Origin of the sequence: Peribacillus simplex, assembly GCF_900156045.1 — a bacterium.
Taxonomy (GTDB): Bacteria; Bacillota; Bacilli; order Bacillales; family DSM-1321; genus Peribacillus; species Peribacillus simplex_D.
Genome location: NZ_FTMX01000001.1, coordinates 204,802 through 217,566, shown reverse-complemented (window position 1 = coordinate 217,566; position 12,765 = coordinate 204,802). Strand labels below are relative to the sequence as shown.

Annotated in this window: 13 protein-coding genes; 6 read left to right on the top strand and 7 right to left on the bottom strand. The window is 41.4% G+C overall.

The annotated features are described in order from the left end of the window. Positions 1–126 precede the first annotated feature (126 nt). The 3 genes from BW986_RS01010 to BW986_RS01000 form a co-directional block, all read right to left on the bottom strand. The gene (locus BW986_RS01010) at positions 127–762 is read right to left on the bottom strand and encodes a PspA/IM30 family protein (RefSeq protein ID WP_076364311.1); all 636 of its coding nucleotides are present in this window, start codon (positions 760–762) and stop codon (positions 127–129) included. Between the two features lie 19 nt (positions 763–781). After that, on the bottom strand, positions 782–1,129 hold the full coding sequence (locus tag BW986_RS01005; protein WP_063232490.1) for a lmo0954 family membrane protein: 348 nt from the start codon (positions 1,127–1,129) through the stop codon (positions 782–784). Between the two features lie 482 nt (positions 1,130–1,611). Continuing rightward, positions 1,612–2,226: a TetR/AcrR family transcriptional regulator gene (locus tag BW986_RS01000; protein WP_076364309.1), complete on the bottom strand. Its 615-nt coding sequence runs from the start codon at positions 2,224–2,226 to the stop codon at positions 1,612–1,614. Between the two features lie 173 nt (positions 2,227–2,399). Here BW986_RS01000 and kynU point away from each other — a divergent pair, with 173 nt between their 5' ends. The 5 genes from kynU to BW986_RS00970 all read left to right on the top strand — a co-directional run bounded on the left by kynU (position 2,400) and on the right by BW986_RS00970 (position 7,829). Continuing rightward, positions 2,400–3,677, top strand: coding sequence for a kynureninase (kynU, locus tag BW986_RS00995; RefSeq protein WP_076364307.1), 1,278 nt, complete (start codon positions 2,400–2,402; stop codon positions 3,675–3,677). Positions 3,678–3,764: 87 nt separating this feature from the next. Next, positions 3,765–5,186, top strand: a complete 1,422-nt coding sequence (locus tag BW986_RS00990) for an amino acid permease (RefSeq protein WP_076364305.1) — start codon at positions 3,765–3,767, stop codon at positions 5,184–5,186. Positions 5,187–5,244: 58 nt separating this feature from the next. After that, positions 5,245–6,090: a tryptophan 2,3-dioxygenase gene (kynA, locus tag BW986_RS00985; protein ID WP_141994559.1), complete on the top strand. Its 846-nt coding sequence runs from the start codon at positions 5,245–5,247 to the stop codon at positions 6,088–6,090. Positions 6,091–6,130: 40 nt separating this feature from the next. After that, the gene (kynB, locus tag BW986_RS00980; RefSeq protein WP_076364301.1) at positions 6,131–6,757 is read left to right on the top strand and encodes an arylformamidase; all 627 of its coding nucleotides are present in this window, start codon (positions 6,131–6,133) and stop codon (positions 6,755–6,757) included. A 439-nt stretch (positions 6,758–7,196) separates the two neighbouring features. Continuing rightward, the gene (locus BW986_RS00970) at positions 7,197–7,829 is read left to right on the top strand and encodes a LysE family translocator (protein ID WP_076364297.1); all 633 of its coding nucleotides are present in this window, start codon (positions 7,197–7,199) and stop codon (positions 7,827–7,829) included. Between the two features lie 207 nt (positions 7,830–8,036). Here the strand turns inward: BW986_RS00970 and BW986_RS00965 are convergent, their stop codons facing one another. Beyond that, positions 8,037–8,888 (bottom strand): MBL fold metallo-hydrolase, encoded by an 852-nt coding sequence (locus tag BW986_RS00965; RefSeq protein WP_076364295.1) that lies wholly within the window; start codon positions 8,886–8,888, stop codon positions 8,037–8,039. Between the two features lie 132 nt (positions 8,889–9,020). After that, on the bottom strand, positions 9,021–10,448 hold the full coding sequence (locus BW986_RS00960; protein ID WP_076364293.1) for a phospholipase D-like domain-containing protein: 1,428 nt from the start codon (positions 10,446–10,448) through the stop codon (positions 9,021–9,023). Between the two features lie 227 nt (positions 10,449–10,675). Here BW986_RS00960 and BW986_RS00955 point away from each other — a divergent pair, with 227 nt between their 5' ends. Continuing rightward, on the top strand, positions 10,676–11,122 hold the full coding sequence (locus BW986_RS00955; RefSeq protein ID WP_076364291.1) for a hypothetical protein: 447 nt from the start codon (positions 10,676–10,678) through the stop codon (positions 11,120–11,122). A 562-nt stretch (positions 11,123–11,684) separates the two neighbouring features. Here BW986_RS00955 and BW986_RS00950 read toward each other — a convergent pair. Both BW986_RS00950 and BW986_RS00945 read right to left on the bottom strand, forming a co-directional pair. Then, positions 11,685–12,230 (bottom strand): peptidoglycan-binding domain-containing protein, encoded by a 546-nt coding sequence (locus tag BW986_RS00950; protein ID WP_260320484.1) that lies wholly within the window; start codon positions 12,228–12,230, stop codon positions 11,685–11,687. Positions 12,231–12,456: 226 nt separating this feature from the next. Then, complete coding sequence (locus tag BW986_RS00945) at positions 12,457–12,663, bottom strand: hypothetical protein (RefSeq protein WP_076364289.1); 207 nt, start codon at positions 12,661–12,663, stop codon at positions 12,457–12,459. Between the last annotated feature and the right edge of the window lie 102 nt (positions 12,664–12,765).

The window sequence follows — 12,765 nt, the reverse complement described above, 5'->3', positions numbered from 1 at the left end:
TTCTTAAAAGGCACAGGAACCCGTGCCTTTTAAGAATACCATGAAATTATCATGTTCTGACAGCCTGTTTTCCCCTGCCCCCATTCCAAAAGATCAGGGGATAACAGCGTTGCCTTAAAAAAACCGTTACGCTTCTTTCTGTTCCAATTCTTTTTCAAGCTGAACAATCCTGGCATCGATCGTATGCCGATTATAATCAGTATGGACCTGGTGCTCGATGCGATCGATATAATGCTCCATTTCTTCAAACATCGCTACCGGTTTGGCTTCGGATCTGCCCCCATCCAAAACCCGATTGATCCGGTTGTTTGCCCGGGCAATATTTTCCCTGCCCATCAGCTCCAGACGCTTTAGATGCATATCCTTCAGCTTATGCTTCATTTCTTCATATTTCCGCTCCAGTTCAGCCAACTGAACCTCTGCACTTTTATGCGCCTCCTTCAAACTTAGCGCTCGCTCTTCATAGTGCAGGCTTTCCTTTACAGCAAACTCCATTAAATCCGTTTCTCCCGACTGCTTGGCAATCTCAGCCTGATGCTTACGTTTTTCAGCCAGATTTTGCGCTTGATTATATTCACGCGTAAACTCTTCTTTCAGAAGATATTGACGTTCAAGCAGCTTACCGACCTTTTCTGTCTCCTGCTCACATTGACGCAAATATTGATTTAACATTCCGATTGGATTTTTTTGCTCCTTTTTATCCAACAAGTCGTGAAAATCCGCTGAAATCGTTTGTTTCATTCTTGAAAATAAATTACCCATACCAATTACATCCCTTCTATTAGTTCTTATTCAACTCTTTCCACTCTCTTTCAAAATTTGAGAATGGGTCATTTTCTTTAGATGATGCACTTTCATCATTTTCATTCCATTTTTTATAAACCAGGTAAAGAACATAAGCTGCCACCAGTCCCAATATTGCCGGGATATGGGAAATAGAAACGATCAGCACGATAATGGAGACTGATCCCCACGCAATCTTCGCCCCTGTCGATTCGGACTTCATGAACTGCTTGAATCCAAAGTATAGGATCGCCAAGCAAATCGCCAGGCTGATCAGTGGACCAACGTTCGCCAATAACAGGAAAAGTGCGATCAGTCCTACAATAAATAAACCAAATTTCTTCATTGTTTTCGTCCTCCTTTCTATGTTTATATCTTATCTACTTTTACAAGTTCGTATAATGAGCCTTAGCTATATTTTCTAGTAAGACTTAAGGCGTAGACGCTGTAAGTCCGATGCTAATGAGGGCGCTTTATTAGTGTGTTTGGGCGGTTTACTCGTGAGTTTGGGCAGTTTACTCGTGAATTCTGCGGCTTTACTCGTGAGTTTTGGCGTTTTACTCGTGAGTTTGGCGTTTACTCGTGAGTTCCGCCGTTTCACTCGTGAGTTTGGGCAGTTTACTCGTGAATTTTGCTGCTTTACTCGTGAGTTCTGCGGTTTTACTCGTGAGTTTGGCGTTTACTCGTGAGTTTGGGCAGTTTACTCGTGAATTCCGCCGTTTTACTCGGGAGTTTGGAGTTTTCGTTATAAATGCCTAATGGCTGTAAAATCTTGAATAAAAAAAAATCTTCCGATATAACCGGAAGATTGGTGAGCTGCCATTATCATTACAAATACAAGCCTTCGACGTAAACTGAGGTGATGGTTTGGGCAATTTCTTCGACAGAACTTTGATGTTCGTTTCGGACAATTTCCCATAGATACATTTCATTTGTGAAAAACCACCCTCTTGCCACAAGTTCATGGTTTAGTTCAGCTCTTGCCAGCCCATTTTGCTGTGCATAGGCGACGTCCTTTGAAATGCGCTGAATGAACTTCATGCGGATTGCTTTCCATTTATCTGAAATAATGGTTGAGATCCCAATGGCCTGTTCGAAAACTTGCATCATATTGCGTTCAGCTTCTGCCATTTTCAAAAAAGCATTAGCTTGTCTGTTTATGATATGTTTTGCTTCGTCTTTTGATTTTGGAAAGAAAGAGGTCTCGGCAATTTCATAAAATTGCTCCATTACATTTTCCATTAATACAATTAACAGATCCTCTTTCCCTTTAAAATGAACATATGCCGTTCCGTATCCGATGTTTGCCCTTTTGATCATTTGGGAAATAAGCGCAGCTTGATAACCTTCTTCAAGAAATGTTTCTTTTGCAGCTTCTAATAACTTTTGCCGTGTCATGAGCGAGCGTAAATGCCGTTTATCCCCTACTTTGCCATTCTCCATGCTTATTCCTCCCCTTATCTTCTAGCATAAAGGATTTCCATAAAATAAAAAACATTTGTTGGAAAGATTGATTCAATGTTTATAATTTTCTGATTTAACTTATTGACACCATGTCATATTCTTTGGTACGATTCTCCTAGAATTATTTAGAATACTAATATAGGAGGATGATTATGGTTTCTGAATACACATTGGATCACGCTAAACAAATGGATGAGAAAGATACTCTGAAAGGTTTTCGAGAAGAGTTTTATTTAAAGCCAGATTCCATCTATATGGATGGAAATTCATTGGGACTTCTTTCTAAAAGGGCTGAACGCACTCTTTTGGAATCTTTGGAAGATTGGAAGGAACATGGGATTGATGGATGGACTCAAGGGAATCACCCATGGTTTTTCATGGCTGAGAAATTGGGCGCGAAGATGGCCCCATTGGTCGGAGCTTCTCCCGAGGAAGTTATCGTAACCGGCTCCACAACTGTAAATTTGCATCAGCTTGTTTCCACTTTTTATAAGCCTGAAGGTACGCGCACAAAAATTTTAGCAGATGAATTAACATTTCCGACTGATATTTATGCTCTTCAAAGTCAGCTGCGTACACATGGATACGATCCTGAAACCGATCTCATCCGCGTCAAAAGCTCGGATGGCAGATTCCTTGAAGAGGATGACATCATCGAAGCAATGACCGATGACATCGCTTTGATCATCTTGCCAACAGTCCTGTATCGCAGCGGTCAAATATTGGATATGAAACGTTTAACTGCTGAAGCTCATAAAAGAGGAATAGTAATCGGATTTGACGGATGTCATTCTATCGGTGCGATTCCGCATTCATTCAGCGAATGGGATGTGGATTTTGCGTATTGGTGCAATTATAAACATTTGAATGGCGGCCCTGGCGGTGTTGGCGGTTTATATGTAAATCGAAAACATTTTGGAACGATGCCTGGATTGGCTGGATGGTTCGGCTCCAAAAAAGATAAACAATTCGATATGGAACATACGTTGACACCAGCTGAATCAGCAGGCGCGTATCAAATCGGCACGCCGCATGTGTTAAGTTGTGCACCTTTGATTGGGTCTTTGGACATTTTTATTGAAGCGGGAATCGAGAATATTCGCGAAAAATCCCTGAAAATCAATCAATATTTAATGGATTTAGTAGAATCCGAATTGGCAGACATGGGATTTTACATTGGAACTCCTAGAGTGGACATACGCCGCGGAGGTCATGTAAGTCTCGAGCATAAAGAAGCTGCACGGATATGCAAGGCATTGAAAGAGAACGGTGTCATTCCCGATTTCCGGGCACCTAACATCATTCGTCTCGCTCCGGTTGCACTATATACTTCCTACGCAGAAGTTTGGGAAGTTGTACAAATACTCAAGAAAATCATGTCAGAAAAACAATTTGAAAAATTCAAGAATGAGCGTGAAGTGGTCGCATAATGCAATTCCGCCAGATGGGGCTCATCCCTCAAATGGTTAGTTAATTAGGGCAGGATAAAATCTTTTTAGATAAAAAGGGGATGAACTATGGAGAACAAAAATACTCAATTGAACTTTAAAGATGAGCCAGAAAAAGGATTAAAACGTGAACTGGAAACAAATCAGCTTTCAATGATCGCAATGGGCTGTGCCATCGGGACAGGGCTATTCCTTGGCAGCGGGCTTGCCATTCAAGCGGCAGGGCCAAGTGTATTGCTCAGCTATGCACTCGGGGCGTTCATTGTTTTACTGTTGATGGGCTGTTTAGCCGAAATGACGGTTGCCCATCCCACTTCCGGATCTTTTGGGGCCATTGCTGAAAAGTACATGACTCCGATGGCTGGCTATCTTGTCCGCTATTCTTATTGGATTGCCAATGTTTTGGCTGTTGGGGTTGAGGTAAGTGCAGTCAGCGTGTATATGAAGTATTGGTTTCCGACCGTGCCGGGAATCGTATGGATTTTGGTATTTGCAGGTGCCCTGATTTATGTAAATGCTACTAGCGTGAATACATTCGCTACATTTGAGTATTGGTTCTCCTTCATTAAAATAAGTGCCATTGTTGGTTTCATCCTTCTTGGATCCTATGTACTATTCGGTTCTTCCGATAAGCCACATATAGGACCTGAGAACTTCGTAAATGAAGGCGGTTTTTTCCCATTTGGCGGATGGGGAATGTGGGTAGCGGTATTTATTTCTTTATTCAGCTTTCTTGGAACCGAAATGATAGCGGTTACATCAGGAGAAGCAAAAGATCCGGATGCAGCTGTTCCAAAAGCTTTAAAAGCGACCGTGTTCCGTTTATCCACCTTCTATGTGCTGACAATCGGCATCATGTTGATGATCGTTCCGTGGAAAACGGCTGGGATCGAGGAAAGTCCATTCGTCAAAGTAATGGAAATCTTGAACATTCCTGGTGCATCCGGGATCATGAACTTTATTATTTTAACGGCTGCAGTATCTGCAATGAATGCTCAGCTCTATGCTTCAACACGTATGATGTTTTCATTGGCTCGCGGAAAACATGCACCTAGCTTTTTAGGAAAGTTAAACAAAAGGGGCGTTCCGGGAAAAGCACTTGCTGTCTCTACAACCGGGATTTTCATTGCGGCAGGCGTTCATGCGCTACTTCCAGGTTCATCCTATGCATTCATGATGGGGATCTCCATGTTTGGTGCCATGTTCACATGGCTCATGATCTTCATTTCCCATTTGTTTTTCAGGGTTAAATGGGAGAAAACCGGAGGACGCAAATTACCGGTAAGGATGATCGGTTTTCCTTATTTAACGATACTGGGAGCCGTTCTTCTATTCAGCTTAATGATTACAACATGGTTTACGGATTTCAAGATCATGCTTCAATTCGGGATACCTTGGTTACTATTTTTAGCTGTTGCTTATTTAGTTTCAAAAAGAAGAAATATTAACCATAATGTAATGGAAGAATCCCTGGAAAAGAAGATAGAATAGAATGACGGAATAAATAGTTTTGCATATGGAAAAGTGAGGAGAATGCGGAATGAAGAATATGGATAACAATGAACAAACAATAACTGGTCTAGAGAAAGAAATTCAAACCGATTTTCAAAAATCGATGTCTTACGGAGATTATCTCCACCTTGATAAGATTTTAACTAGTCAACATAGATGTTCCGATCATCATGATGAAATGCTATTCATCATTATCCATCAAGCGAGTGAGCTATGGATGAAGCTCATTTTACATGAGTTGACGGCAGCAACTGAGTCCATCCGCCAAAACAAGTTGGAACCTTCGTTTAAAATGCTGTCACGCGTTTCGAGGATCCAGCAGCAATTGATCCAGTCATGGAATGTCCTTTCAACTTTGACGCCGGCTGAATACATGGAGTTCAGGGATAAACTGGGACAATCTTCCGGATTCCAATCTTATCAGAATCGTTTGATTGAATTTGCATTAGGGAACAAAAATGTCCATACGCTATCAGTCTATCAGCACCAAACAGATTTATACGAGCAAATGCAGCAGGCCCTTCATGAGCCAAGTATTTATGACGCGGCGATCAATGCACTTGTGGCGCGCGGATTACCTATTGATCAAGAAGCCATCAGCAGGGATTGGTCACAAAGATATGAACCAAATGCCAGTGTAGAAGAGGCGTGGCTGACGGTTTACCGCGATGTTGAGCAATATTGGGACTTATATGAGCTGGGCGAGAAGTTAGTGGACATTGGCCATCAACAGCAATTATGGCGTTTTAATCATATGACCACAGTGGAAAGAATTATTGGTAATAAACAAGGTACTGGCGGATCATCAGGTGTAACGTATTTAAAAAGAGCACTTGATCAACACTTCTTCCCGGAACTATGGAGTCTAAGAACGAAGCTATAAGATATTCAAGAAACAGCCAGAAGAGATGGAGGTAAGGTTGATGGGGACATGGATTGATATTTCACAACGTCTGGATGAAAACGTTGCAGTTTGGCCTGGAGATACACCTTTCTCATACAAAGTCAATTGGAGTAAGGAAGAAAGTGGATCTGTCAATGTAGGTCAAATCAATATGAGTATCCACACCGGTACCCATATTGATGCTCCTTTTCATTTTGATGACGATGGAAAAAGAGTGATTGATTTGGATCTCGATTTATATATGGGAAGTGCCCGAGTCATCCATTTACCTAACAAGGCAAGCATCGGTGTCAATGAATTATCCAGTATAGACCTGCAAGGCGTTACCCGTCTGTTAATTCGGACGGATGCTTGGAAGAATCGGAGTGTGTTTCCACAAACGATTCCTCATATCCAACCAGAATTAGCGGCATATCTTTCAGAACACGACGTTCGTCTTATTGGTCTTGATTTACCTTCAGTAGATCCCTTGGATAGTAAAGAACTGTCTGCACATCATGAACTTGCCGGTCATGGAATTCACATTTTGGAAGGTCTTGTACTAGACGGTATAGGACCGGGTAATTATGAGTTGGCTGCCCTCCCTCTTCCATTAGTTGAAGCAGATGGAAGTCCGGTACGTGCTGTGTTGAAAAAGTTACCCTAACATATAACAGTGCTTGTATTAAATTAATAAAAAAACGAGCCAGATCAAAAATGATTTGGCTTGTTTTTTGTTTCATTAAGGCTGTTTTCGCTTACTTTGTTGCTATTTTCCAAGTAAAGCGGTGTGGTTGATTTCCCCTCCAGATGCTCGCTTTCCGCGGGGCGGGCGGTGAGCCTTCTCGGCGTAAACGCCTGTGGGGTCTCACCTGTCCCGCTGCTCCCGCAGGAGTCTCGCACTTCCGCTCCAATCAACCTTAAATCGTTTCGTTTTAAAAACAACAATCTTTACGAAAAGAGCCTTCATTAAACACCGTATTTATAGTCACGCCGCTTTCCTCCATTGTCCTGAAATAATCATGATCATCAATTTTTTTCCCTAAACCAAGTACATCTATGTTATAATTTTCAGAATTCATCACCAAGAGTGGAGGTCTCCGAATATGGAAAACTTTTATTTGTTCATCATCATGTGCATCCTTCTCATCATCTTACCTGGTCCAGATACAGCAATAGCCACAAGGAATACCGTTACCGTGGGAACGTCGGGAGGTTTTAAAACGATGTTCGGCACATGCTGTGCCCTGCTTATTCATACATCAGCTGCCGTGTTCGGACTTTCAGCAATCATTGTGAAATCCGCTTTACTATTTTCCATCTTCAAATATGTCGGTGCCGTTTACTTGGTATATCTAGGCTTCAAGACCCTATGGGGATTAAGGAATAAGCAAGTGGCCGCAGCGGCGGAAACGCCCGTCAAAAGTAAGTACGAAAACCAGTCTTGCTTTAAGCAAGGGTTCCTTACCAACCTGCTGAACCCTAAAGTGGCCGTCTTCTTTTTAACGTTTCTGCCTCAGTTCGTGAATCCAGGGAATGATACGTTTTTACCGTTCCTGATCATGGGCATGACGTATACCGTGTTAACTGCGTTGTGGTTTGTATTTTATATCTATCTGTTGAACCAGATCAGTGCTTTTATGAAAAAGCCTAGAACCCAAGCGATTTTCGAGGGTATAACCGGGACGGTCTTAATTGGTTTCGGGATAAAGCTAGCCCTGGAAAAAGCTCATAATTAATTTGAACTGCACCCTAATCGTTAGACAACATCTAACAATTGGAGGTGCAGTTTTTATATTTTGGTTCTGATACAATAAAACCATAATTTGGTGTTTTTGATGCGAAAAAAAGGAAAATTAAAGGGTATGAGTCCCATAATACCGAACTCATACCCCACCCAAACCTTTATTAAAGTGTTTACCTTGTTGTTTTCTTTAGTCCTTGCATCACTCAACATACCCATTTACGAAAAATCCAACCGTTTCGAGCTCGTCCTCCGTTAAATCCCGCTTTAATTCTTTTACCAATTCCTGCTCCATTAAATCTCGGTTTCCCAGATGCTTGACCACGGTTCTGGCACATTCTTTCATTAGCTTTAACTCCGCCTCCATCTCCTGTCTCGTGCAAGGCCGGGCATGATGGGAGAGTATATATGTTTCGGCATCATAGGCTTCAATTTTCTTAATGAGCAGCGAAGCCTGTTCAGCCGTATAATTCCATTTTTCAGCATAAAGATTGGCATAAAGGGAGTCTCCCAGAAATAATGTTTTTTCTTCTTGTACATAAATGATGCAGGAATCCTTGGCATGGTCGCCGCCAACATGTTCAATGATACAGGTTATATTGCCGAGATCGATCGTCATCGTTTTTTCAAAGATGATATCCGGCAGGGGGAAGGTAATCTCTCTATTCGTCCCATGTTCCAATTTGATTGCATCGGCGCAAAAGGGAATCTCCGTCCCTTCTTCGACCCGTTGATCAAGGGATTGATCTTCCCATGAAAGCTGCTGCATATCTTTAATGTTCGTGTATGTTATTTCCTGACAAATCACCGGAATCTCGATATTCTCCAGCCCGAATACATGGTCCCAGTGTGAATGGGTAAGAACGAGGAAATTCCCGCTTATATCGTTCCGAAGCAATTCTTCCTTAAAGAGCCGTGCATGCCGGACTGAGTTACCGGCATCGATGATGAGCGTTTTCTTATCTCCCGTCACGGCGGCAAGTACCGGGCGATCCGTTTCCTGAACTGCCGGCAGGTAGGCAATATGTTTCGATAGGTGCTGTAATGTTTGCATGTTACTGTTCTCCTTACGATAGTTGTGATTAGCTTGCTCAAGTATAGCAAATTACACATGCATTCATAAGATAATCCCCGCGAAAGGCAAAAAAGACAACAATCAATCAGATTGCTGTCTTTTCGTCATCATTCAAATGAACCTATTCAAATATACCGTAACTTTCGAGAGGGCATTTAAAAAGGTGGCTTTAAAAAATGACTCTTCCTTTTTCTGATCTTCAGGTGGTTCTATATATTTATTATTGTCCGCAACGAGTGTACTATTTGAGATTTTCGACTCGATGGCTCCTGTCAACTGCGCTGCAAATGCTTCACTATCGATGACCACCATCGATTCTGTATTTAAAAAGGCAGATCGAGAATCCAAATTGTAGGAACCCACTGCACTTAATCGTTGATCATAGACAACGGATTTACCATGTAAAGAATAAGGCTTTGAATATTCATAAAGCCTTGCCCCCGTCTCAACGATCCTATCCCTAAGCGCCAAGTATCCGGAAAAAGCGATCACATTCGGGGTGGATGCCGTCGAGTTGGTAAGTATCGTCCAATCAGCCTTTGAATCCATCTGCTTCGGTATATATTCATTCAAGGCATCAGCAGGAACAATATAGGGACTTTGGATAAATACAGATTGTTTGGCATTCGCCGCAATATCCACTAGAGATCTCCACAAAAAAGGGTATTTATTGAAACGTTCGATTGGATTATGAATGAAGGACACTTTTTTAGTAGATGTTGAAGCCTTGCTCCAATCGACGGCCGGATTAACGAAATCGGCTTCAGTTTGCAAAGCTTTCCTGTATTGATTCGCCAATGCATCTCTTTCACGTTTCCCTTTTTCCGTTTGCCTTTTCGAAAGGTCCGAAAAGACATCGCTCGTATATGGATGGGTCCATAATTCATTCAAATAGTCCTTCATTTCAACGATTACACTATCTTTTTCCTCTTTAGCATTGAAAATGAGTACATCCCTGTCATAGACAAAATCCCTCGGCGGCTTGCTTGCTAAATACTTATCGGCGATATTTCTCCCTCCGATGATGCCCAACTTTCCATCTACAGTGATGATCTTGTCATGAAGGCGATTATGCCAGGTCCACGGCTTAAATGGCTTAACTGTTTCGTAATATCTTAATTCAATGTTGTCATGCGAGGCCAATGCATAACGGGCATCGCTTAATTGACCTCTGAGTCCATGAGTTATTCCATCCAGAAGGATTTGGACTTTGACACCCCGGTCAGCCGCTTCGATCAAGGCTCCAAGAAAAAGTTCGGTTGATTTGCCTTTTCCAAAGGAATAGTAGGCGATATCGATTGAATGCTGGGCTTCCTGGATCATACGCATCCGGGCGAGTCCCGACTCATAACCGTCTTCGAGAAGCAGGACACGATCCACGGTGGATTCCTTCTCTCCCATATATTCACTTACCTGTTTAATCGGCCTATTTTCTTCTTTTTCCGCTTTGGGGAAAAGAACCACTGCCGTCACCACTACATAAAGGAAATATAATAGAAGAACGAGCAGAAATCCTTTTATTGCCGTTTTTACAGTCATTGAGCACTCCCCCCCCCCTTCAAGCGATATTTTATTACTATTCGTAATATGCAAAGACTCTATTCAACATCTGCATGCTTGATAAATCTGTCTTGTTAGGGAGCGATGTCACGTACCCATTTTGCTTGATTATGGGTGTAACTTGGTGCACTTTTTTTTCCTTTTAAATGTGACAAAGTGGTGAACATGAAAGCAGTTGCATAATATGATATAGAAGGAGGGATTTCATGCTTAAACAACCTGATAGAATAAGTATCTTCAATTATTGTTTTGCATTAGGGGTATCAGAAGTTTTCTTTTTATCCAGCTTTTATCTTTCCATTCTTGACGTTTCATTATTTGCGATCGCTTTACCATTTTCCGCTTTATTTCTAATGTTCTCCTTGTACCTATTCCTTCGAACGCACAAAGCAGTAAAAACCTTACCCAACCAAGAGGAAAGAAGAAGGGAAATTCATGCATTCTATCATCAATCTTTCGGGATTTTCACGATCATTTTTTTCACTTTACTTTTTGTCGCTTTAGCCTATATTCCCTCGCTGGAAAACGGAGGGCATTTCTATCTACTTTATTGTTTACCGATGGCCTTGCTTTGTATGATCCCGTCGATTGTCTCTTATAAAGGAATGAAATTATTCAAACCGGAAGCCGGCGGGAAATTAACGAAAATCTAATTTGGCACCAAAAGCTTCGTTAATCCAAGAGCTCCCCAAGGAAACTCTTGAAAGTACGTAAAGGAACCAATCGATGCCCTTTCCATGTTTTTTAGTTGAATGTATGGGTAAAATGAGGATATAATAATGATAACTAACATATATAAAAAAAAGACACTGGTTAAACCAGCGTCTTAATGAACAGCAAACTGCATAAAGAGCAGCGGCTTTCTGTGGTAAGTCAGTAGCTACTCAATCATGAAAGTAACCCTTTTCCTACATACATCTGGCCGGATGGTATGGAGGGGGTTACTTTTTTAATGTAACCGCGATTATTGCGACGATTAAAGAAGCGAATGAAATCATTAGCATCAGTCCGTCCATAATAGAAATCACCAGCGCGACACCCCCTTTCTGAAAAGGAGTGACCGCTGCCCACTATACCAAATTGCTGTCCATTTACTATTATATCTATATTTACTTTTATAGCCAAAAATAGGTGTATTTAGTCTTCTTATTATTTCATGCCTTACATAAAAAAAATCCCACATAAAGTGAGAACATTCTTTGCATGTATATCCTTTTATTGTTCCACTACACGGCCATCTTTATAAATGTGGAACCACCCAATCGTTCCTGTGCCGCCTTGATCGATCCAATCTTTATTAGCTGCTTTATAGTTGTAATAGGATTTTCCTTTGCCATCTTTCAGCAATCTGCCATCACCGCTGAATACGATCTTGTTACCCAGTTTCTTCTTCCCTAACGCGACCGCTTCTTTCTCCGTGAACTGTCTTCTTTCCACCTTATTTTCATCTAAAGCCGCCCATGTCAGCGGTCCGACGATACCATCTGAAGCTAAGTTATGATCCACTTGAAACTCCCTTACCACATTTTGTGTTTGCGTACCGAAAATCCCATCAACGCCTACATTATATTTAACATCTTTAAGGCTTTGCTGTAAGTCTCTTACATAACTCGAACGTGAGCCTTTCCTGAGGGTCGGGCGCGTTTCCGCCTTCTTTTCGATTTTCTCCTTTGAAGCTGCGTGGGTAATTGAAGGTCCCGCTCCTAGTGGGGCCAACATCAGGGCAACTGTTGGAATAATGACCATTAATTTTTTCTTCAATACATATAACCTCCATTCATATGATCACTCCTGCAGGTTTCTGACACTTCCCTTGGAGCCCATTCATTATAACGTATGGAGTTATTTTATTGGTGTTTTATTACTTAAATTATAAAAAATGGTAAATACGATTCATGGTGTGTATGAAGCTAATATGATGGAGGTCCCTTTTCTTGACTAAAACAAAATAATCCCCTAAAAGGGAGATTACTCTGTTTTAGTGATCTTATGGCTGTTGTTGATTCTGCCCTTGCATCCCAGTTCCCATGCCCATCAGGTTAGTGGCAAGCGGAACCATATTTTTCATTTTTCCGCCATTTCCACTCAACATTTGATAAGTAGCGATACCTACTCCGACCGAAGCGACAACTGGCAAAATTTTATTCATGTTTGCCTTCATTAACATCACCTTATTATATATATTTTTGTTCATTTCCTGAACTCTTATATCTTGTTCAAAAAAAACCAAAAAATTCAAGATGTTTGTTACCGAAACAATTCGTAATAAAAATACGTTTTAAAGGGAAAATTCTTT

Coding starts and splice junctions, on each gene's coding strand:
- BW986_RS01005 (WP_063232490.1), bottom strand. CDS start 1,129: ATGAAGAAATTTGGTTTATTTATTGTAGGACTGATCGCACTTTTCCTG.
- BW986_RS00970 (WP_076364297.1), top strand. CDS start 7,197: ATGGAAAACTTTTATTTGTTCATCATCATGTGCATCCTTCTCATCATC.
- kynU (WP_076364307.1), top strand. CDS start 2,400: ATGGTTTCTGAATACACATTGGATCACGCTAAACAAATGGATGAGAAA.
- BW986_RS00965 (WP_076364295.1), bottom strand. CDS start 8,888: ATGCAAACATTACAGCACCTATCGAAACATATTGCCTACCTGCCGGCA.
- kynB (WP_076364301.1), top strand. CDS start 6,131: ATGGGGACATGGATTGATATTTCACAACGTCTGGATGAAAACGTTGCA.
- BW986_RS01010 (WP_076364311.1), bottom strand. CDS start 762: ATGGGTAATTTATTTTCAAGAATGAAACAAACGATTTCAGCGGATTTT.
- kynA (WP_141994559.1), top strand. CDS start 5,245: ATGGATAACAATGAACAAACAATAACTGGTCTAGAGAAAGAAATTCAA.
- BW986_RS00945 (WP_076364289.1), bottom strand. CDS start 12,663: ATGAACAAAAATATATATAATAAGGTGATGTTAATGAAGGCAAACATG.
- BW986_RS01000 (WP_076364309.1), bottom strand. CDS start 2,226: ATGGAGAATGGCAAAGTAGGGGATAAACGGCATTTACGCTCGCTCATG.
- BW986_RS00955 (WP_076364291.1), top strand. CDS start 10,676: ATGCTTAAACAACCTGATAGAATAAGTATCTTCAATTATTGTTTTGCA.
- BW986_RS00990 (WP_076364305.1), top strand. CDS start 3,765: ATGGAGAACAAAAATACTCAATTGAACTTTAAAGATGAGCCAGAAAAA.
- BW986_RS00960 (WP_076364293.1), bottom strand. CDS start 10,448: ATGACTGTAAAAACGGCAATAAAAGGATTTCTGCTCGTTCTTCTATTA.